The sequence below is a fragment of the Acinetobacter sp. CAU_H_29a_1 genome, from assembly GCF_058599505.1.
This window is the reverse complement of record NZ_CM178655.1, coordinates 2,821,541-2,841,060: the sequence shown is the minus strand read 5'-3', so window position 1 is coordinate 2,841,060 and position 19,520 is coordinate 2,821,541. Positions and strand designations below refer to the sequence as shown.

General features: G+C 42.8%; 21 protein-coding genes. 16 read left to right on the top strand and 5 right to left on the bottom strand.

The window, feature by feature from the left end; all coding sequences use genetic code 11:
• Positions 1-91: 91 nt before the first annotated feature.
• The 9 genes from rpe (at position 92) to AC4MDD_RS14285 (ending at position 7,028) form a co-directional block, all read left to right on the top strand.
• Positions 92-778: a ribulose-phosphate 3-epimerase gene (gene rpe / locus AC4MDD_RS14325; protein ID WP_491881922.1), complete on the top strand. Its 687-nt coding sequence runs from the start codon at positions 92-94 to the stop codon at positions 776-778.
• A gap of 431 nt (positions 779-1,209) precedes the next feature.
• On the top strand, positions 1,210-1,683 hold the full coding sequence (locus AC4MDD_RS14320; protein ID WP_491881921.1) for a hypothetical protein: 474 nt from the start codon (positions 1,210-1,212) through the stop codon (positions 1,681-1,683).
• 45 nt (positions 1,684-1,728) lie between these two features.
• Positions 1,729-3,597: a copper resistance system multicopper oxidase gene (locus tag AC4MDD_RS14315; protein ID WP_491881920.1), complete on the top strand. Its 1,869-nt coding sequence runs from the start codon at positions 1,729-1,731 to the stop codon at positions 3,595-3,597.
• Complete coding sequence (locus AC4MDD_RS14310; protein ID WP_491881919.1) at positions 3,584-3,877, top strand: hypothetical protein; 294 nt, start codon at positions 3,584-3,586, stop codon at positions 3,875-3,877. The genes AC4MDD_RS14315 and AC4MDD_RS14310 overlap by 14 nt, the downstream gene beginning before the upstream one ends.
• Positions 3,864-4,784 carry a copper resistance protein B gene (locus AC4MDD_RS14305; protein ID WP_491881918.1) on the top strand — a complete coding sequence of 307 codons (921 nt, stop codon included), beginning with the start codon at positions 3,864-3,866 and terminating at the stop codon, positions 4,782-4,784. The genes AC4MDD_RS14310 and AC4MDD_RS14305 overlap by 14 nt, the downstream gene beginning before the upstream one ends.
• A 233-nt stretch (positions 4,785-5,017) precedes the next feature.
• Positions 5,018-5,335 (top strand): quaternary ammonium compound efflux SMR transporter SugE, encoded by a 318-nt coding sequence (sugE, locus tag AC4MDD_RS14300; RefSeq protein WP_348928935.1) that lies wholly within the window; start codon positions 5,018-5,020, stop codon positions 5,333-5,335.
• 82 nt (positions 5,336-5,417) lie between these two features.
• On the top strand, positions 5,418-5,735 hold the full coding sequence (sugE, locus tag AC4MDD_RS14295; protein ID WP_010325989.1) for a quaternary ammonium compound efflux SMR transporter SugE: 318 nt from the start codon (positions 5,418-5,420) through the stop codon (positions 5,733-5,735).
• Positions 5,736-5,768: 33 nt separating this feature from the next.
• A complete protein-coding gene (locus AC4MDD_RS14290) occupies positions 5,769-6,254 on the top strand; it encodes a methylated-DNA--[protein]-cysteine S-methyltransferase (RefSeq protein WP_491881917.1) in 486 nt (161 codons plus the stop codon).
• 120 nt (positions 6,255-6,374) lie between these two features.
• Positions 6,375-7,028 (top strand): nuclease-related domain-containing protein, encoded by a 654-nt coding sequence (locus AC4MDD_RS14285; protein ID WP_491881916.1) that lies wholly within the window; start codon positions 6,375-6,377, stop codon positions 7,026-7,028.
• Positions 7,029-7,141: 113 nt separating this feature from the next.
• On the opposite strand, the gene AC4MDD_RS14280 is transcribed toward AC4MDD_RS14285, so the two are convergent.
• Positions 7,142-7,909 (bottom strand): hydroxymethylpyrimidine/phosphomethylpyrimidine kinase, encoded by a 768-nt coding sequence (locus AC4MDD_RS14280; protein WP_419276005.1) that lies wholly within the window; start codon positions 7,907-7,909, stop codon positions 7,142-7,144.
• Between the two features lie 93 nt (positions 7,910-8,002).
• Here AC4MDD_RS14280 and AC4MDD_RS14275 point away from each other — a divergent pair, with 93 nt between their 5' ends.
• A complete protein-coding gene (locus AC4MDD_RS14275) occupies positions 8,003-8,647 on the top strand; it encodes an HAD-IA family hydrolase (protein ID WP_419276003.1) in 645 nt (214 codons plus the stop codon).
• 97 nt (positions 8,648-8,744) lie between these two features.
• Here AC4MDD_RS14275 and AC4MDD_RS14270 read toward each other — a convergent pair whose 3' ends face one another.
• Together AC4MDD_RS14270 and AC4MDD_RS14265 are read right to left on the bottom strand one after the other, a co-directional pair.
• Positions 8,745-9,488, bottom strand: a complete 744-nt coding sequence (locus AC4MDD_RS14270) for a sporulation protein (RefSeq protein ID WP_491881915.1) — start codon at positions 9,486-9,488, stop codon at positions 8,745-8,747.
• An 84-nt stretch (positions 9,489-9,572) separates the two neighbouring features.
• Positions 9,573-10,037: an Lrp/AsnC ligand binding domain-containing protein gene (locus tag AC4MDD_RS14265; protein ID WP_078426271.1), complete on the bottom strand. Its 465-nt coding sequence runs from the start codon at positions 10,035-10,037 to the stop codon at positions 9,573-9,575.
• Between the two features lie 137 nt (positions 10,038-10,174).
• On the opposite strand from AC4MDD_RS14265, the gene AC4MDD_RS14260 reads away from it, so the two are divergent.
• The 5 genes from AC4MDD_RS14260 to AC4MDD_RS14240 all read left to right on the top strand — a co-directional run bounded on the left by AC4MDD_RS14260 (position 10,175) and on the right by AC4MDD_RS14240 (position 15,844).
• Positions 10,175-11,434: a D-amino acid dehydrogenase gene (locus tag AC4MDD_RS14260; protein ID WP_004694945.1), complete on the top strand. Its 1,260-nt coding sequence runs from the start codon at positions 10,175-10,177 to the stop codon at positions 11,432-11,434.
• Between the two features lie 36 nt (positions 11,435-11,470).
• Complete coding sequence (gene alr, locus AC4MDD_RS14255; RefSeq protein ID WP_201950171.1) at positions 11,471-12,568, top strand: alanine racemase; 1,098 nt, start codon at positions 11,471-11,473, stop codon at positions 12,566-12,568.
• Between the two features lie 37 nt (positions 12,569-12,605).
• On the top strand, positions 12,606-12,965 hold the full coding sequence (locus AC4MDD_RS14250; RefSeq protein ID WP_078426274.1) for a RidA family protein: 360 nt from the start codon (positions 12,606-12,608) through the stop codon (positions 12,963-12,965).
• A gap of 141 nt (positions 12,966-13,106) precedes the next feature.
• Positions 13,107-14,549, top strand: coding sequence for an amino acid permease (locus AC4MDD_RS14245; RefSeq protein WP_058869021.1), 1,443 nt, complete (start codon positions 13,107-13,109; stop codon positions 14,547-14,549).
• 188 nt (positions 14,550-14,737) lie between these two features.
• Positions 14,738-15,844 (top strand): acyltransferase family protein, encoded by a 1,107-nt coding sequence (locus AC4MDD_RS14240; protein ID WP_491881914.1) that lies wholly within the window; start codon positions 14,738-14,740, stop codon positions 15,842-15,844.
• Between the two features lie 82 nt (positions 15,845-15,926).
• Here AC4MDD_RS14240 and hemJ read toward each other — a convergent pair whose 3' ends face one another.
• Together hemJ and AC4MDD_RS14230 are read right to left on the bottom strand one after the other, a co-directional pair.
• Entirely contained in the window at positions 15,927-16,379 is a 453-nt protein-coding gene (gene hemJ, locus AC4MDD_RS14235; RefSeq protein ID WP_151836669.1) for a protoporphyrinogen oxidase HemJ, read from the bottom strand.
• A gap of 23 nt (positions 16,380-16,402) precedes the next feature.
• Complete coding sequence (locus AC4MDD_RS14230) at positions 16,403-17,632, bottom strand: beta-ketoacyl synthase N-terminal-like domain-containing protein (protein ID WP_491881913.1); 1,230 nt, start codon at positions 17,630-17,632, stop codon at positions 16,403-16,405.
• A 278-nt stretch (positions 17,633-17,910) separates the two neighbouring features.
• On the opposite strand from AC4MDD_RS14230, the gene AC4MDD_RS14225 reads away from it, so the two are divergent.
• Positions 17,911-19,368, top strand: a complete 1,458-nt coding sequence (locus AC4MDD_RS14225) for an EcsC family protein (protein ID WP_491881912.1) — start codon at positions 17,911-17,913, stop codon at positions 19,366-19,368.
• The last annotated feature ends 152 nt before the right edge of the window (positions 19,369-19,520 follow it).

The following is a 19,520-nucleotide window of genomic DNA, read 5'->3' as shown; positions in this document are numbered from 1 at the left end:
AGCTTAACGCTTTCTTTTTTCACAAGTCCCAGTTCAAAAGCTGAATTTGCTATAATGCCTTTATTCCCTTTTGTATAAGCCAGGTACACGCATGTCCAAGCCTTATTTAATTGCACCATCTATTCTCTCTGCTGACTTTGCTCGTTTAGGTGAAGACGTTGAACATGTACTTGCAGCAGGTGCAGACGTGGTTCACTTTGATGTGATGGATAACCACTATGTGCCAAACCTGACTTTTGGTGCGGGTATTTGTAAGGCCCTCAAGAACTACGGCATCAAAGCCCCGATTGATGTGCATTTGATGGTTAAACCTGTCGATCGCATGATTGGTGACTTCCTAGAAGCAGGCGCGGACATTATTACCTTTCATCCAGAAGCCTCTGACCATATCGACCGTTCTTTACAGTTGATTAAATCAGGCGGTGCAAAAGCTGGTTTGGTCTTTAACCCAGCAACGCCGCTCCATTATTTAGATTATGTGCTCGATAAAGTCGATCAAATTTTGTTGATGAGTGTGAACCCAGGTTTCGGCGGTCAAAAATTTATTCCGATGACTTTAGATAAACTACGTGAAGCGCGCAAAATTATTGATGCTTCAGGGCGTGATATTCGTTTAGAGGTGGATGGTGGTGTGTCACCTGCAAATATTCGCGAGATTGCGGAAGCGGGTGCAGATATATTTGTTGCTGGTTCAGCTATTTTTGGAAAACCAGATTATAAAGCTGTGATTGATGATATGCGTGCAGAGCTTGCAAAAGTGGGTGCGGTAAAGGTTTAAGCTCATAGGTATAAATACTATGCGTTCTGTGGATAACTTTATGGATAAACTGGTGGATATCTATGTTGATAACGATATGGATAACTTGATTAATATTCAAACGTTTACACAGCAATGGTTTAGTATTTAGACGTTAAATGTATAAAAAGGACTCATTTGAGTCCTTTTTTATGGTGTGAAAGCTTTATAGTTACTGGTGCTTTATTCATCTGTACTTAAAAATAGCGCTGTTTAAAAAATAACTTTATTGTTTAAGTGTGCGTAGGCGCTAAACTGTCGCAGTAATTGAATTTAAATTTATAATCTTGTGTATAAGCCATTCTTTGCTTATCCTGTTGATTGGGATCAGCAACAAAAGCTCAGGCATTTACATGCAAAGAGCGTTTTGTTGCGTTGAGATATCATTCTTCACTGACTAAATAGGATTGATTGTGCGTTCATTGCTCAAGACACATTCTTGGTTTGTCTTACTCATTACTTTGGTAATGGGGTGGAGTGGTATTGCCCAAGCTTCGGCAGCGCCGATGCATCAAATGATGCAACTAAGTATGCAGACTGCAACCAGTGAGCAAAGTTCAGCGCATGCAACAGGTATGCAAAGCATGCCAGACTGTCATCAAACGAAATCATCGAGTCCAGTCTCTGGACATCAAATGCATATGGCTCAGACTGACATAACAGCGAAGAGCAACTGTCATGCCTCGGATATGCTGCAAAATAAGCAAGTTCAGTGTCAGGAGTGTGCACAGTATCACTGCCAAACAATGCTGACACTTTTAGACGTTGAACCGCTTGCAGTGGTTCAGCTTGAAGCCGCTTTAGTACAATCATCCCCCCATTTTCGTTATCAAGCTAAACATCTAGTGGGCTATTGGCAAGAAATTCTACGTCCTCCTAAAGCCTAATCCTGATTTTTAAAACTTTATTTTTAAAATTATTAGGATTTAGTCATGTCTATTCAATTTAAACAAAGCCTCATCCTTGGGGCATGTCTGATGTCATCTTCTTGGAGCTTTGCCGCAGTCAAAGAATACCAATTGGTGATTGATGAAAGTCCCATCAATTTAACGGGAAAGTCGTTAAAACGCATTAGCGTTAATGGGCAGTTTCCTGCACCTCTGCTTGAGTTTGAGGAAGGCGATGATGCGGTCATTCGTGTTAAAAACAACCTCAAAAAACAAGATTCATCGATCCACTGGCATGGTTTGCTTTTGCCTGGGTTGATGGATGGTGTACCAGGTTTTAACGGTTTTAATGGCATTCAACCGAAGAGCGAATTTGTCTATAAGTTCAAAGTGCGCCAAAGTGGCACCTATTGGTACCATGCGCATTCTAAAGGACAGGAACAAGATGGGCTGTATGGCGCATTGGTTATTTATCCCAAAGACAAAAAGCCTTTAGCTCAGCATGAAAAAGCCGAGCGTGATTATGTGGTGATGCTGTCGGACTTCCATGAGCAGAGCAGTGAACAAATTCAGAAGAATTTGAAAATTTCTGCCGAGTATTATCAAAATCAGCGTGAAACCGTTGGTGATGTGTGGAAGCAAGTGCAACGTGATGGCTTAAAAGCCGCGTGGCAAGACCGTTCCATGTGGAACCAAATGCGCATGCTAAAAACGGATCTGTCGGATGTCACGGGTTATACCTTCCTGATTAATGGTAAAACGCCTGAGCAGAACTGGACAGGTATGTTTAAGCCGAATGAGAAGGTTCGGTTGCGTTTTATCAATGCTTCAGCCATGTCATTTTTTGATATCCGTATTCCTCACTTAAAAATGACGGTAGTCAGTGCAGATGGTCAGCCTGTTAAACCCGTTCCTGTGGATGAGTTTCGGATTGGAACTGCTGAAACTTATGATGTGATTGTGGAACCGAAAGCAGGGCATTATCAAATTGAAGCAGAGTCGATTGACCGTTCAGGCTACGCCATTGGAACTTTACACAATGAGTTGACCCCAATCGCACAGAGCATAGATATGCCTGCGCCACGTCCACGCTCATTGTTGACCATGGAAGATATGGGACACAGCTCAGAACATTCAGGTATGGATCACTCAAAGATGAGTCATGAAGCGATGCCTGCAATGGATCACTCCAAAATGAACCCTGAAGCGATGCCTGAAATGGATCATTCGAAGATGAATCATACGGCGATGGCTGGTATGGATCATTCAAAGATGAATCATGAGACCATGTCTGAGATGGATCATACACAGATGGGTCATGCGCAACAGAATACGACAGCAATTTCGGTACAGGAAGCTGTTACACCAGTGTATGGGTGGGCGAATGCCTCTACTCCTAAAGGTGATAAGGCATTGCAATATAGCGATCTGAAATCCTTAGAGCCTCAAAAAGATACCCGTGAGGCGACGAGCGAGTTAGTGATTCGTTTGGGTGGAACTATGGAGCGCTATTTGTGGACCATCAATGGGAAAAAATTTAGCGACGCTGAACCGTTGAAAGTGAAGTACGGTGAGCGTATTCGGATCAAATTTATCAATGACAGTATGATGGCGCATCCGATGCATTTGCACGGTATGTTTATGCAACTGGAAAATGGACAAGCCGCTGTTGATATGCCGAATAAGCACACTTTGATTGTGCCACCGGGCAAAACAGTGACTGCTTTACTGACCGCAGATGAGTTAGGCGAATGGGCCATTCACTGTCATCTGCTTTACCACATGAGCTCAGGCATGATGAATAAACTGATTGTGGCTAATGTGAGTGATAGTCAAGTGTCCACCACCCCAATTCAAGAGCAAAAAACAGCAGCTCAAGTTGAACCAAAAGGAGATGAACATGCGCATCACTAATCTTCTTTCAGGTTTTACTTTAGCTCTTAGTGTCTTATTTAGTTCGTTAGCTATGGCTGCCGAATCTCATGCACAGCATGAAAAACAAAAAGCCAAATCTACAAGCCAAGTTCAGTCCAAAGATATGGCACATGAGCATCATCAGCATAGTGCCGATGAGCATACTCAGATGCTGAAACAGAAAAATGCGGTTGGTCTGCCTTCATCGGAGAAGCAAGCTCAGACTCAACCAAGCAAACAGTCGAAGGCTCAGAAAGGAGATCATCATGTACACCATTAATCTTTTTTCTAAAAGCATAGTGAGTAGTTCTTTCGTGTTGATGAGTGCTGCGGTTATGGCGCATGAAGGGCATCATATGCCTGCTGAAGCAAATGTAAATATGTCCATGACCACTGACTCTGTGATGTCACAACATACACAGCATCAGGTGATGACTACTCCAACTCAAGCTGCTCCGCAGTCTAGCGCACAACATGTACAGCATCATGATTCAACAGCACATACGCATGATCACCGCAAAGAGCACGGTGCGCAAATTTATGCGGTCAGTACCGTCGATAACAAGTGGTTGCTGAATGAAGACGGCGATGGCAGTTTAAAGTCTGAGTTTGAAACCCGTATCGGGACAGATGAAAATAAGCTGTTTATCAAAGTACATGCGGATAAGCAGGAATCGCTTAAGGCTGAGTATGATGCCAAAGTGCTGTATAGCCGTATGATCTCAGACTTTTGGGATGTACAGGCGGGTGCACGTTACCGAGCTGAAAAAGTAGAGCATGAACAGCTGGGATGGGATACGGAAGACAAAGTGGATGGGGTGCTTGGCTTACATGGTTTAGCGCCATATTTCTTTGAAACTGATGCTTACGTATATGCTGGTGCAGACAACTATGCTGCGTTTAGTTTAGAAACTGAGCGAGACTTGTTGCTGACCCAAAAGCTGATTTTCAAGCCTTATTTAGATCTGAATATTATTTTCAATGATGACTCTAAATATGCCAAAAAATCGGGTCTCAGTAGCGCAGCCGTCGGTCTTGAGACACGTTATGAGATCAGCAAAAAAGTCATGCCTTATGTGGACATTGCCTATGAATATAGCAAAGGCAATGAAGCGACGGCTTGGCTGGCTGAAAGTGACGAAGAGAAAGGTTGGCAGTACGGAATGGGTCTCCGCTTTAAATTTTAAGCCAGAAGTTTAGATTTAAAGTGAATATCTAAGATTGCACCAAGGTTGTGCTGAAAGAGTGATCTGCTGGTTCAGATCACTCTTTTTTGCGCTTTAATGATTTCTAAGTGTGAAAATCATTCATTTTGGTGCGTGTTTTGCTATAATTTGAGGCATATTTAGGAGGAACGACCTCCCTCATATTGAGAAAATTCGTCAGGACGGCCTGACTCTAGTGAAGAGGAGTCAGTGGCATGGCTTGGGTTTTTCTTATCTTTGCGGGTCTGTTTGAAATCGTTTGGGCATATTCAATGAAGCTGTCCGAAGGGTTTAGCAAACTCACACCCAGCATCATTACCATTGTGTTCATGATTTTAAGTTTTGGTTTACTGGCCTATGCAATGCGAACCTTGCCGTTAGGGACCGCGTATACCATTTGGACAGGAATTGGTGCGATAGGGGCTTTCTTGGTGGGGATTTTTATTTTAGGTGAGCCCGCGACAGCTATGCGGATGTTTGCTGCGGTGCTGATTGTATCGGGACTGATTTTGATGAAACTCTCATCAAGCTAAATTCATTCAAATATGTAGAGCTTCAAGCGATCCTTCGTTTGAAGCTTTGTTGTTTCTGCTCGGAATAAAAGGTGTTTTGCGTATGGCGTGGGTGATTTTAATTGTTGCAGGTTTGCTCGAAGTGGTTTGGGCCTATGCGATGAAAGTATCGGATGGTTTTACTAAACTGACACCGAGTATTTTAACCCTCGTATTTATGGTGGCCAGTTTTGCGCTGCTGTCTTATGCCATGAAGACCTTACCTTTGGGCACAGCCTATACGGTTTGGACAGGGATTGGCGCGATTGGTTCATTTTTGGTTGGTATTTTGATTTTGGGTGAACCAGCCAATGCCATGCGGATGCTCGCAGCGGTTTTAATCATTTCTGGACTTGTACTGATGAAACTTTCATCGTCATAATGTTGCATACATAGAGAATTTTTGTGGTGAACCATGCGCTTATTTTTTAAATATATGCCATCTCCTGTCGGGGTACTGAGACTGGTGGCACATGATCAAGCCTTGGTTGCCGTATTGTGGGAAAATGAAAACCCAAAACGGGTACGTTTAGCTGAGCTGATCGAACACAATCAGCATCCGATTTTGTTGGAAACAGAGAAACAGTTGAGCGAGTATTTTGCGGCAAAGCGTCAAAATTTTGATTTGCCTTTGGATTTTGCGGGGACAGATTTTCAGAAGCAAGTTTGGAAGGCTTTACTGCAAATTCCGTTTGGTGAAACCCGAAGCTATAAAGATATTGCGCTACAGATTGGCAATGTCAAAGCTGTTCGTGCTGTGGGCGCAGCCAATGGTAAAAATCCGATTTCAATTATTGCGCCGTGTCATCGGGTGGTAGGGGCGAATGGAAAATTGGTCGGCTTTGCAGGTGGTCTGGACAATAAAGATATTTTATTGACGCTTGAGAAAATTGCGAATTAAGCTCTTTTTCGGAGTTTTTATGCTCGTATTTTAGTTTAATAATTTTAAAATAAGTATGTTGTTTTTTAATCTGTATTCTTTTGAAGAATCGTGTCTCTAACTCAAATAACGATGAATAATATGATGAGTCAAATTGTAGGGAATGTGTTTTCAGAACTGTGGTGGATGCTACTGATCTTGTTCGGGATTGGCCTTTTAAAAGCGTTTAAGCCCTATCTGAAAGGTAAGTTTGGCGAGTTCGCGGTTCAAGCACATGTAAAATTATATTTGGATGAGCGTTATATTCTAATTAATGATGTGACTTTGCCTGATGAGCAGGGCGGAACGACTCAAATTGACCATATTGTATTGAGCCCCTTTGGTGTTTTTGTGATTGAAACCAAAAACTATAAGGGGTGGATTTTTGGTGGTGAGCGTCAAAAGATGTGGACGCAGAAAATTTATAAAAAGAGCTTTAAATTTCAAAATCCGCTGCATCAAAATTATAAACACGTCAAAGTTTTGCAAAGTGTGTTGCAAGATATTGTTGATGTAGATTATATCCATTCTGCTGTGGTGTTTATGCCTGAATGCGAGTTTAAAACTGCGATGCCCAGTACGGTATTTAAAGGTAAAGCATGGGTCGATTATATTAAGACCTTTGACACAGTGGTGATTCCAGCGATGAAACTGAAACGGATTCAGCTTCGGATCGAAAAAGAAGTGTTAGAAAAGTCATGGAAAACCAACCGTGAGCATGTGGCACATTTAAAGCAACGCCATCAAGATGGTTAAATACTCCATTTCAAAGGTGACTCATTCATTTTGTGCCGAAAATAAAATCTAGAATTTAAAAAAGCCAGTCCATTTCTTATTGGACTGGCATTCACCTATGTAGCTTTTTAAACTCAGAAACGCTTTGGAATTTTTTGACCGTCTTCAACAGGTGTTTCTGCCTGTTTTAATACACCAAAGAGCCAAGTTTCGGCATGATGTACTGCGACTTTAACACTGTCACCTTGTGCCAAACGACCAGCAATAAAACTTGCCAGTGAGCAACCTGAACCGTGATATTCGCCTGCTAAACGCGGGCAGCGAGTTTCGGAAATGAGCTCGCCATTCACAAACAGGGCATTACGAATATAGTCAGGTGTGTCTTCATGACCACCTTTGACCAGTACCGCTTTGGCACCCATTTCAAACAGTTTTTGTGTTGCGGCATCTAAGTCATCGAGACCCGTTAACGCCCGTAATTCAACTGTATTTGGGGTAATAATGTCCGCCAATGGGATCAGCTCAACAAAGGCTTTGACTAAGGTGGCTTGATCACCCAATGAACCGCCACTGTTCGCCACTAAAACAGGGTCGAGCACATACTTGTACTCAGGATGTTCACGTAGAAACTCAGCCAGTGCTGCAATATTATCTGTGGTGCCTAACATGCCAGATTTTATGGCTTTAATTGGTAAATCTCCGACAACAGCGTGCGCCTGAGCTAATAGCAATTCTTTTGACGTCGCCTCAAAGCCAAACACTTGTTGCGAGTTTTGAACAGTGAGTGCTGTACACGCAATGGCTGCATGCGCACCACTTTGACCAATCGCTTCGATATCGGCCTGTAAACCAGCACCACCTGAAGGGTCTAAACCAGAAAAGCACAGTACGGTTGCGCGCACAGAAATATCCTTGTTGCGAAAATTTGCGATAGTATAGGCAACTTTGGCAGAACTCTCGATAGTATTTTATTTAAAGCCCAAGAAGGATCAGCTGTGATTAAACATATTTTGCTAGATTTAGATGGAACATTAACAGATCCGAAAGTTGGCATTACCACCAGTGCGCGTTATGGTTTAAATAAAGTCGGACATCCCATTGCCGATGATCTAAACATTGACTGGATTATTGGGCCACCACTAAAAGCGTCTTTGGCAAAACTCTTAAATGTTGCAGTGGACGATGTTTTGGCAGAGCAAGCTTTATTGGGCTATCGTGAGCGCTTTGCGGTGAAAGGTTTATATGAAAACCATTTATTTGCCGATGTTGAACCGACCTTAAAAAAACTGACCGAGCAGGGCTATCACTTGTATTTGGCGACAGCAAAACCAGAAGTCTATGCCCGTCAAATTTTAGAGCATTTCAATTTACTGCAATATTTTGTGCACCCCTATGGCAGTGAACTGAACGGTGAGCGAACCAATAAGGGAGATTTGATTGCTTATATTTTAGAAAAAGAGCAGTTAAAAGCAGAAGAATGTCTGATGGTTGGCGATCGTGAGCATGACATTTTGGGTGCACGTCGCAACGGCATTGAAACCATTGCGGTGAAATACGGTTATGGTTCTGATCAAGAGTTGACGGAAGCCGCACCTAAAGCACGAATTAAAACCTTTGCCGATATCTTGGACTTGCTTTAACTCAGACAGAATTTAATTCGGACAGGGTTTAAATAACGTCTTTTTCGACTGCGCACGACTTTTCTACATTTAAACAGTCGTGCGCAGTGATTAAAAATTAAAGTCCTAACATTCGTCTAATTTCATTTGCTAACAGTGCAGGATTGGCCTGTTGATGCGGAATGGTAAGGCTGTTGAAGCCATCACCACGAAATTTACGATCCACTTCTAAAAGCACATGAGTCTGATGTTGCTCTGCCACAAAGAACACTTCAACTTCATTGATGCTGTTGAACAATTGCGTAGGTTTAAATTCAAGTTCTTGATAACAACCAATGCTCGAGTGGAAGCCATTGCCTCGTAGTTGACCTTTTTCAACATCGACGGTCATTAACTGAAAACCACATTGCTGCATGGCTTGAATAAACGCCTGCATAGCTGGTGTCGGTAAAATTTGTAAATAGTCTTTGTCAGTTGCATCGAGCCCCCAGTCCACATCTAAATGTGTATGTAACCACACTCGGGTTTTATTGACACGGCAAGGCACATCTGTAACTGGCGTTTCAAAGGGCAGTTGAATCGAAAAAGGAAATGCATGTGACTGATGGGCTTGTAACTCAAAAGCCCCGCTAATGTGCCATTCGGCAATACTTAACGCACTATTGTATTCAGCATCGTCTGACTCAACTTCAGCTGTGGTCATGAGCTTTAAATAAATACCGTTGATAATTTTATTAGACGCGGCACCTTTAAAAATAACCTCACCCTGAATGGCTTGACCCGCTTGTGGCGCGGTGGTGTGTAGACGAGTATCCACTTGAATGCCTTGTAAGCCAAGACTAGACATGAGTTTGTTAAACATGGTGCAGAACTTCCAATAGGGAATCGATAAGTTTTAAACATTTAAAGTGAATGCATTTTTAAAATGCATATTTTTAATAAGCTGTTAGCGAATGTCCAAATAAAAACTTTCTTTGACTTCTTCCATCACAATATAACTGTGCGATGATGCTGAAGAGGGCAGTTTTTTTAGTAAATCGCCCAATAGGCGTCGGTAGGCACTCATTTCTTTTAAACGGGCTTTGACCAAATAATCGAATTCACCTGAAATCAGATGGCATTCTAAAACCTCAGGAATTTCGACCAAGTCACGTGCCACTTGATCAAACACATCGCCAGACTTAGCTGATAGCTTAATTTCTAAAAATACCAATAAGTTTCGATCGACCAGTTGTGGATTGAGGCGTGCGTAGTAACCCATGATAATACCGTCCCGCTCTAAGCGTTTGACACGTTCTGAACAGGGTGTGGTTGAGAGGTTGACGCGAGAGGCCAATTCACTAATCGCAATTCGTCCATCGCGCTGCAAAATGTCTAAAATCTGCTGATCAATCCGATCTAATTTAAGCATTATAAATTTCCTATGTTTAGAATTTTAGCGCGACAAAAATGGCGATTTACCTAGATTATAATGTTAAAAACAGTGAAAAAAACTATTAACCTAAAAATATACTAGTGAAATAAACTAGTGTGTGTAAGGGATCAGTCATGCGTGTAATTGTCTTAGGTAGTGGTGTCATCGGTGTTGCAAGTGCGTATTACCTTGCACAACAAGGCGCAAGCGTTACGGTTTTAGACCGTCAAGCTGGTCCTGCTGAAGAAACTAGCTTTGGTAACGCAGGGCAAATCTCTCCAGGTTATTCTACACCGTGGGCTGCACCTGGTATTCCATTTAAAGCCGTAAAGTGGATGTTCCAACACCATGCACCGTTAGCGATTAACATCGATGGTAGCATGTGGCAGTTGAACTGGATGGCGCAAATGTTGAAAAACTGCAATCCACAAAGTTATGCCATTAACAAAGAGCGTATGACGCGTGTTGCTGAATATAGCCGTGACTGCTTACGTGAACTGCGTAAAGAAACAGGTATTCACTATGAAAACCGTGCGAAAGGAACTTTGCAGGTTTTCCGTAATGAAGCTCAATTGGATGCCGTACAACGTGACATCCAAGTATTAAAAGAATGTGGCGTCGACTACGAACTATTATTAAAAGATGACTTAGCCAAAGTTGAGCCAGCTTTAGCCTATGCCAAAGACAAACTGGTTGGTGGTTTACATTTACCGAATGATGAAACAGGTGACTGTTACCTATTTACCAATGCTTTGGCAAACCTTGCGAAAGACATGGGCGTAGAATTTAAATTTAACCAAAATGTTGAAAAACTAGTGGTTGAAGGAGATGAAATCAAAGGCGTAGTGGTTGATGGTCAAGTGCTTACAGCAGACCGTTATGTGCTTGCTTTTGGTAGTTATTCACGTGATTTCTTAAAACCATTGAATTTGAATTTGCCTGTCTATCCTGTAAAAGGCTACTCACTGACCATTCCAATTGTAGATCCTGCATTTGCACCGCAGTCTACGGTGCTTGATGAAACTTATAAAATTGCCATTACGCGTTTTGACCAACGTATCCGTGTGGGGGGGATGGCTGAACTGAGTGGTTTCAACCACGGTTTAAATCAAGACCGCCGTGCAACCTTGGAAATGGTGACTCAAGACTTATTCCCAGGTGGAAATTTAGCTGAAGCAAGTTTCTGGACGGGTTTACGTCCAATGACACCAGACTCTACACCAATTATTGGTGCGACTCGTTTTAAAAACTTATTCTTGAATACAGGACATGGCACCTTGGGTTGGACCATGGCATGTGGTTCAGGCAAGCTCATTAGTGACTTGGTGATGAACCATCAACCAGACATCAGTACTGAAGGTCTATCGATTCAACGTTATCCTTCAGCAGCCTAATTCGTTTTAGGTCATATTGATTCAAGGAAGAAGAAAATGCCACGTCCAATTACTGCAGTGATTCATAGTCAATCACTGCAGCATAATTTAAATGTTGCTCGCACGAAAATGCCGAATAGCCAAGTCTATGCGGTGGTCAAAGCCAATGCCTATGGTCATGGGATTGAACGCGTCTATCAAGCGTTCAAATCTGCCGATGGTTTTGCGCTGCTCGATTTGGCAGAGGCGAAACGCATCCGCGCTTTAGGCTGGATAGGTCCGGTTCTGTTACTCGAAGGTATTTTTTCAGAGCAAGACCTATTTGACTGCCATGAGCTGGGCCTAAGTTTCAGTATTCATAGTGAATATCAACTCGAATGGTTAGCGCGTTTTCCTTTAGAGGCGCAGTTCGATGTTTATTTAAAAATGAACAGCGGCATGAATCGTTTAGGTTTCCGTCCTGAACAATACCGTCAAGTGTGGCAGCAGCTTTCCAGTTTGCCTCAAGTTCAACGCTTGACCCATATGATGCATTTTTCGGATGCCGATGGTGAGCGTTTCGGACGTGAAGGCATTGCGCATCAATGTCAGTTATTTGATGCCATCACCCATGATCTACCGGGTGCACGTTCAGTCAGTAACAGTGCAGCCATTCTCCGCCATGAACAGTTGCAGTCGGATGTGATCCGTAGCGGCATCATGCTCTATGGTAGTTCTCCAGATTATCCAAGCCATTCGATTCAGGACTGGGACTTGCAACCAGCCATGAGTTTGCGCAGCGAGTTGATTGCCATTCAGCAATTAAAAGCAGGCGATAGCGTCGGTTATGGCTCAAAGTTCATTGCTGAAAGCGACATGCGTGTGGGTATTGTGGCTTGTGGTTATGCCGATGGTTATCAACGAATTACCGCAACAGGTACGCCTATTTTAGTTGATGGACAACGCAGCAGCTTGGTCGGGCGTGTCAGCATGGACATGTTGGCGGTCGATTTATCTCACCTTCCAAATGCCCAAGTCGGCAGTGAAGTGGTGCTGTGGGGTACATCGAAACAGGGTGCTGTACTCAGCATTGATGAAGTCGCAGCAGGTTCAGGCACGATTGGCTATGAGCTGATGTGTGCTGTCACTGCACGTGTCAATTTTATCCAAGATTAAATTTTATTTTTATACAGTTTCATACAAGGAAAGACCTATGTCACATTCAGACATTCAAAAATTCAACACCAACGAAGTCATGAGTGCAGTCACTGTGTTTAATCAAGTGGTGTATTTGTCAGGGCAAGTGCCAAAAAATACCGACAATGATGTCGCAGGTCAGACCCGTGAAATTTTAGCAACAATTGATGAGCTTTTAGCTTTGGCAAATACAGATAAATCACGTTTGTTATCTGCTCAGCTTTACATCAAAAATCTCTCTGATTTTTCAACAGTCAATACGATTTGGATTGATTGGATGAAGGGTTGTGTAGCGCCTTCACGTGCCACGATTCAGGCTGATTTGGTTAATCCAAATTGGTTGATCGAAATTGCAGTGACGGCTGCACAAAACTAATTTTTTTAAACTCTCCCTGTGTATATCAGCGCTTGGGTTTCAACCGAAGTGCTGATGAGCGTATAAATGCCGCCCGTTAGGATAACGAGCACTGTATGAACATGGTTTATACGCAAAAGGACTTTAACAGGATGTTAAATTATGACGACTACCCCACAAGCTGACGGTGCAAATGCATCATCGCATGAATTACAACGGAAATTATCCAACCGCCACCTGCAATTGATTGCCATTGGTGGCGCGATTGGTACGGGCCTGTTCATGGGTTCGGGCAAAACCATCTCTCTTGCTGGTCCTTCTATCCTAATCATTTATATGATTATCGGGACCATGTTCTTCTTCCTAATGCGTGCATTGGGCGAAATTTTATTGTCAAATTTGCACTATAAGTCGTTTATCGACATGGCTCATGATCTGATTGGGCCGGGTGCGGGTTACTATATCGGTTGGTCCTATTGGCTCGGTTGGGTCTTGGTCGGTATTGCGGACTTGGCAGCCATTATTAACTATCTTGGTTTTTGGCTCCCGCCAGACATGGCCTTTACTCCCATGGGGCAGGCTTTAATCAGTGTTGGCTGTGTGCTGTTTGTCCTTGGGTTAAATTTGCTGACTGTGAAACTCTTTGGTGAAATTGAATTTTGGTTTGCTTTAATCAAAATTTTAGCCATTTTAGGGCTGATCGTGATAGGCGGCTTTATGGTATTCAGCCATTTTCACTCACCGGATGGCACGGCTTCCAGCTTTACCAATGTCTGGTCGCATGGCGGCATGTTTCCTAAAGGTGCCGATGGCTTCTTGGCCGGTTTTCAAATTGCACTCTTTGCCTTTGTCGGTGTAGAGCTAATTGGAACCATGGCTGCTGAAACCAAAGATCCTGAAAAGAACTTACCGAAAGCAGTGAATGCGATTCCAACCCGTATCATTTTGTTCTATGTCTTGTCATTATTTGTAGTGATGTCGGTGACTCCGTGGAATCAAATTCCTGCGGATCAAAGCCCGTTCGTTTCACTATTTTTACATGCAGGTATCCCAACTTCAGCCATCATTATGAACTTGGTGGTGCTGTCTTCAGTGATGTCTTCAATGAATAGTGGTGTGTTCTCTACATCACGTATGCTGTTTGGTTTGGCAAGAGAAGGGCAAGCACCACAGAGCCTAGCGCGTCTATCAAAACGTGCGGTGCCAGCAAAAGGCTTATTCTTCTCATGTGCTTTTATCATGGCAGGTGCTGCGCTGCAGTACTTTGTACCAAACACGGTTGAAGCCTTTACATTAGCCAGCTCATTGTGTGTGATTCTGTTCATCAGTATCTGGAGCATTATTATGGTGTGCTATATCCGCTACCGTAAATTGCGTCCTGAGCTCCATGCAAAATCGACCTTTAAGATGCCGGGCGGTGTTTGGATGTCTTATGTGGTCTTAATTTTCTTGTTCTTTACGTTGATTATTTTGAGTTTAGAGGCGGATACGCTTCGTGCACTCATGATCAGTCCATTATGGGTGATTATTTTAGCCGTGACGTATCAACTGCTGTACAAACCGCGTATGAAAAAACGTCTGTTAGGGCAGCAATTGGATAACTAAGTAACATTTATTCTGTACTCGTGATGTTTAAAAGAAAGCCCTGCATAAGTAGGGCTTTCTTTTTTGCTTGAGCTGAATCAACGGGTTCTAATTCAGTGTTAGATCATTGTATGATTTTATATATAAAAGCTGTCTAAATCAGGCGATTTCACTTTTAATGAGGCACTTTAAAATTTTAATAATGATTTATGCGTAATTATAAAATTGACATCCTGCGTGGCATGTCCATCCTATTGGTGCTGATTCACCATTTCAATATTCCGTATAAATTACACGATACCTTTCTCGGCATCCCCATTGGGAGTGAGAACTTAAGTACCTTGATTGCAAGAAATGGCAACTATGGTGTGACCATGTTTTTTGTCATTTCAGGTTTTTTGATTACCCAACATACTTTACAGCGTAGTGGATCTTTGGCTCAGATTAAGCTGAAAGATTTTTATATCCGTCGTATTGCCCGAATCATGCCGTGTCTGGTGTTATTGGTCGCGATGGTCAGTGTGCTCGGAAGTTTAGGATTGCAACCCTTTATCAATCAGTCGCCCAATGGTGTAGAGGTGTCCTATGCTGTGACTGTTCTTTCAGCTTTGAGTTTCTGGATGAATCTATTGATTATTGAATACGGCTGGGTGAACTATGCCTTGGGCGTATTGTGGTCTTTATCGGTTGAAGAAGTTTTCTATTTAGCATTTCCTGTCCTGTGTTTAGGGTTTGGTCGAGGCAAAGGCTTTATTGTTTTTTTGTTCGCTGTCATCGCGTATGCACCATATTTTCGTGCCCTCCATTTTGGCGAGGAAAGCGGCGCTTATCTGTATCACTATTTTTCTAGTTTCGATGGAATTGCCATTGGCTGCCTCACCGCAATGTATGCGCAACATTTTAAAGCTGCTATTTACAATCCAAAAGTAATTGTTGCTGTGACAGTGTTGCTGATGACCGCTTTATATTTTTATGCACCCATCAAAGAGGTGAGTACTTGGGGCATCAGCGTATTTGCTTTACTTACGGCGATACTCATCTTTTGTTTTACCCAAGACCCGAAAGTTAAACCTACCTCATCCACGGCCCGCAGTTTGGTCTGGATTGGACAGCGTAGCTATGAAATGTATTTGTTTCATTTGATTGTTCTCGGCTTAATGAAAGTGGTGTATTTCCCAAAAGACACTTTAGCGGCTGAAAAGTTGATGTTGTTGCCTATTTATTTTATCGCGGTGTTTATTTTGAGTTGGGCGATTGAGAAATATTACTCAACCCCGCTCAATTTAAAAATTCGTCAATCTTGGATGCGCTCGTAGCGCGGATCTTGAGTTGTACTGTTGATTTATTTATAGATATTAAAAAGCCCCAAATCAATCGGGGCTTTTTAAGTGTGGGATTTTAAAATGTCGGTTTCACCACGACTAAAATCACCACAGCAAATAAAATGAGGGTCGGCATTTCATTAAAGAAGCGCCAGAACTTGTGTGACTTGTAGTGGGCGTTACCAATCAATTTCTTGCGGTAATAACCGCAAACAAAGTGGTAAATCACCAACAGTCCAACCAAACCGACTTTGAGGTAGAACCACAGGGCTTCATGGTAGTGGCGCATTGCATCACCCCAATCCACCAAGAAATGTGCCGTGATCAGTGTTGCAATCATCGACGGCCACATAATGCCACGGTACAACTTACGTTCCATGACCTCAAAACGTTGATGACTGACGGCATCATCACTCATGGCATGGTAAACATAGAGCCGTGGTAAGTAGAACAATGCAGCGAACCAACACACCACGGCAATAATATGTAATGCTTTTACCCACAAAAAAGCATCAGAAGGAGCATCCATCAAGTCACCCTAAAATGGGCGGCTTAGCCTTCCCACTTTTTGAAAATGAGACATGCATTTACGCCGCCAAAACCGAAACTGTTACTCATCACAGTATTCAATTTTGCGTCACGTTTTTCAAGCACGATATCAAATGGTTTTGCGCCTTCATCCAGTTCAGTCACGTTGATGTTGGGTGCAATAAAATCATTTTGCATCATTAGGACCGAGTAGATTGCTTCTTGTACGCCCGCTGCACCTAAGCTATGACCTGTCATTGACTTGGTTGAGCTGAGTGGAGGAACTTGATCTTCGCCAAATGCACGTTCCATTGCTTTTAATTCAGTGATGTCACCGGCAGGCGTCGACGTACCATGCGTATTCACATAGTCAATTTTGTCTACGCCGTGTTGTTTTGCTTCTTCAAGTGCCATCAGTACACAACGTGTCGCACCTTCACCCGATGGCGCAACCATGTCTGCACCATCACTGTTTGCCGCATAGCCCACAACTTCAGCCAAAATGTTGGCACCACGTGCTTGCGCATGTTCTAAAGACTCAAGCACTACAAAACCGCCACCGCCAGCAATCACGAAACCGTCACGGTCAGCAGAGTAAGGACGAGACGCTGTTTCTGGTGTGTCATTGTATTTTGAGCACAGTGCACCCATCGCATCAAATAACAAGCTTTGAGACCAGTGATCTTCTTCACCGCCACCTGCAAGCATGAGGTCTTGCTTGCCCAATTGAATCAGGTTATAGGCATAACCAATTGCATCAGCAGACGTTGCGCATGCGCTGGTAATGGTGTGTGCAACACCTTGCATTTTAAAAGCAACGCCAACGTTTGCCGTAATTGTGTTCGACATATTACGAGGTACGAAGAACGGACCAACTTTACGTGCGCCTTTGGTGTCTAACAATTCTTTCATTTCAACTACAGATGCAGTTGAACCACCACCTGAACCACCCGCGATACCATAGCGTGGATTGCCACCAATTTGCTCTGCTGTTAAGCCTGCATTTTCAACCGCAGCAACCGCAGCATTGTATGCATACATGGCACAAACACCCATAAAGCGTTTTAGCTTACGGTCGATGCCATCAAAGTCTTGTTCAGCAGCAGCGCTGATATGGCTTTTAAAATTGAGTTCAGCATAGGTTGGGTTAAAACGTGTCCCAGAAATCCCGTTTTGTAATGCATGAGTAACTTCTTCCAAAGTATTACCGATACATGAGTTGATACCCATGCCAGTGATTACTACACGTTTCATTTAAAGATCCCTTATATGGTGGTTTTGCAGAGTTGCGCTTAAAGATGAATCAACAATTTATTTCTAAGCCAATTGCAACTCTTATGTTTTCAATGCAGATCATAATAGCAGAAAGAATTTTTAATTCTTATGGCAAATCCTATGCCAATTTGACTTGTCTTAAAATCGGGAGCAGGGCATTTCAACTTTACTAAAAGACACATATTCTTATTGAGATAAATGCGTACTACACCTAGTATTTAGCTAGAAATGAAAGATTATAAAGTACGGGGTACGGAATGGCGGATTCAAACAATAAACAGCGCAGTGGTTTCTTTACAAATGCCTTCGGAGTGGCTAAAAAGCTCAGCCATACAGGTTTAAACATATTAAACCAAGTAAGCCCAGATACGGCCTCAGCACTGACCAATGCTATAACTGGTGATAGTGCGAGTACAAAAACAAAATCGAAAAATAAGCGTTATGAACACCCGCAGCAAGTCTTAAGAGACCATCTGCCGACAGTATCACGTCATTTATTAGGACGTCATTATGTCAACGCAAATCGAGTGGCACATTTTGTGTCGCCACAACTTTCCGATAAAGCCGCAGATTATTTTTTTAGCCAGCTCAATCAATTTAGCTCGAGTATGAGCTCGGTCGATGCCGTTTTAGATGAAGCGGGCGTGCGTGATTTAGAAATGCTGACCCAAGATGTCGACCGTTCAAAACGGATTAGTCAGGCACTGTCCGAACAAAATAAAATTATTGCTATCTTGCAAGGTGCACTGACTGGAGCAACGGGCTTTGTGGGCTCAACCGTAGATGTCCCTGCTTCCTTGGTGATGTCGTTACGTATGATTTACCAAGTGGGACGTTCTTATGGCTTTGACTTAACTAAAGAGTCCGATCAAGACATCGTTCAGTTTATTTTTAAACAGATTGATCTTGGGCTGATTGCGGAAAAACAAACTTTGTTGATGGCGATAAAAGCCATTTCAATTACCTTGCAAACCCATGATGTCTCTCAGTTACAACAGCTTTTAGGTTCAAGCAATGATATTGAAGCCTTAAAGAAATGGTTGACCAATGCCGATGGTCAGCTGAAATGGGGACAGTCGATTGTTAACCTATCGCTACTGAATAAGTTAGCAAAACTCACACCAATTGCCAGTGCAGGGGTGAGTGCAGCTTATAGTTGGCGCCTTGTTGATGATGTACACCAAAAAGCACAACTGGTTTTTTCAGAAGCCCGCCAGTATATCATCCAACAAAAAGATACTAGCCTGAGTGCTTTAACAGCATATGAACGCTCACTTGAGCTTTTGGTGAAAGCCTCACCACGACTGCTGTCACAGCGCAGTACATCAGACACCGATAGCTCAGATTTAAAGCTTGGAGCTGAAGTAGAGTTAAATGGTCATCAAAGTATTGCTAAAGTAAAAGTTCAGAAAAAGTCCGACAAAGTCACAGAGCCTGTCGCAACCGAAGAGCGTGTTCAACAAGGGCTGGAACAGCTCGCAGATCAAATGGTTGAACCTCATGATGCTGTCGCACCGCAGCAACCCGCCCTACAAGTGGAAGAAGATCTTGCAGATTTATATCCAATGGATGAGGTTGAAGAGACCACACAGAACAATAATGAGTCTTTTACGGAAAATGAACCCAATAAGGCTTCAGAACTCGCCGCGAAACCTGCGGTAGAGCCGACTGAAAAAAAGGTTACAAAAAGACGAAATGCGCCAAGTAAAAAATAAACCCTTTAAAATAGATAGAAATTTGTAAAAGCCCTGATTTGGTCAACATTACATGTAGTTTGAAATGTTGACCATTTTTACGTCTTAGCTTACAATTGCATGCCCTCAAAAAGTCGTCTTTTTTTGGGTTTTTTATTAACGGGAGAATTGCC

Coding starts and splice junctions, on each gene's coding strand:
- AC4MDD_RS14225 (WP_491881912.1), top strand. CDS start 17,911: ATGGCGGATTCAAACAATAAACAGCGCAGTGGTTTCTTTACAAATGCC.
- AC4MDD_RS14310 (WP_491881919.1), top strand. CDS start 3,584: ATGCGCATCACTAATCTTCTTTCAGGTTTTACTTTAGCTCTTAGTGTC.
- AC4MDD_RS14265 (WP_078426271.1), bottom strand. CDS start 10,037: ATGCTTAAATTAGATCGGATTGATCAGCAGATTTTAGACATTTTGCAG.
- rpe (WP_491881922.1), top strand. CDS start 92: ATGTCCAAGCCTTATTTAATTGCACCATCTATTCTCTCTGCTGACTTT.
- alr (WP_201950171.1), top strand. CDS start 11,471: ATGCCACGTCCAATTACTGCAGTGATTCATAGTCAATCACTGCAGCAT.
- sugE (WP_348928935.1), top strand. CDS start 5,018: ATGGCTTGGGTTTTTCTTATCTTTGCGGGTCTGTTTGAAATCGTTTGG.
- AC4MDD_RS14240 (WP_491881914.1), top strand. CDS start 14,738: ATGCGTAATTATAAAATTGACATCCTGCGTGGCATGTCCATCCTATTG.
- AC4MDD_RS14315 (WP_491881920.1), top strand. CDS start 1,729: ATGTCTATTCAATTTAAACAAAGCCTCATCCTTGGGGCATGTCTGATG.
- sugE (WP_010325989.1), top strand. CDS start 5,418: ATGGCGTGGGTGATTTTAATTGTTGCAGGTTTGCTCGAAGTGGTTTGG.
- AC4MDD_RS14230 (WP_491881913.1), bottom strand. CDS start 17,632: ATGAAACGTGTAGTAATCACTGGCATGGGTATCAACTCATGTATCGGT.
- AC4MDD_RS14290 (WP_491881917.1), top strand. CDS start 5,769: ATGCGCTTATTTTTTAAATATATGCCATCTCCTGTCGGGGTACTGAGA.
- AC4MDD_RS14305 (WP_491881918.1), top strand. CDS start 3,864: ATGTACACCATTAATCTTTTTTCTAAAAGCATAGTGAGTAGTTCTTTC.
- AC4MDD_RS14245 (WP_058869021.1), top strand. CDS start 13,107: ATGACGACTACCCCACAAGCTGACGGTGCAAATGCATCATCGCATGAA.
- AC4MDD_RS14250 (WP_078426274.1), top strand. CDS start 12,606: ATGTCACATTCAGACATTCAAAAATTCAACACCAACGAAGTCATGAGT.
- AC4MDD_RS14270 (WP_491881915.1), bottom strand. CDS start 9,488: ATGTTTAACAAACTCATGTCTAGTCTTGGCTTACAAGGCATTCAAGTG.
- AC4MDD_RS14260 (WP_004694945.1), top strand. CDS start 10,175: ATGCGTGTAATTGTCTTAGGTAGTGGTGTCATCGGTGTTGCAAGTGCG.
- AC4MDD_RS14285 (WP_491881916.1), top strand. CDS start 6,375: ATGATGAGTCAAATTGTAGGGAATGTGTTTTCAGAACTGTGGTGGATG.
- hemJ (WP_151836669.1), bottom strand. CDS start 16,379: ATGGATGCTCCTTCTGATGCTTTTTTGTGGGTAAAAGCATTACATATT.